The following is a 404-nucleotide window of genomic DNA, read 5'->3' as shown; positions in this document are numbered from 1 at the left end:
TGGGCAAAGGTCACAAAACCGTTTGCTTCTGATACCCGCTCCAACCATACTGCTCGACCGTTCACCATCGCTTTTACATGATGTACTCCGCTGCACTCATCTTTTAATGTTACACTGGGAACATATATATCAGCAGCGCAATCGTGGCTACCTGTAGTGTATACTGTAGCATTACAAAACTCCCATCTTTTTGCCTGTAAGTTTTGAGTTCCATTTTGAATTGAATTTAAAATTCTTTCATGATCCCATTCAGTTGTAAGAAGACATCTTTTATCTCTGCAATCTACATCGTCTTCACTAAATCCAATGGGATAACAAAAATCAAAGATGGGGCCAATCGTATCGATCAACGTCAACCATTGAGACAATACAGCAACCTTCTTCTTATCACTTTCGAAGTCAGA

At 39.9% G+C, this 404-nt stretch carries 1 protein-coding gene; it reads right to left on the bottom strand.

The genetic code is table 11. The features are described 5' to 3' along the window. A partial coding sequence (locus tag LVD47_RS23395; protein WP_236981144.1) for a hypothetical protein occupies positions 1–404 on the bottom strand: 404 nt, incomplete at both ends.

The organism is Membranihabitans maritimus (assembly GCF_021729145.1).
Classification (GTDB): Bacteria; Bacteroidota; Bacteroidia; order Chitinophagales; family Saprospiraceae; genus Membranihabitans; species Membranihabitans maritimus.
The sequence above is the reverse complement of the archived record's forward strand: the minus strand, read 5'-3'. Positions and strand labels throughout refer to the sequence as shown.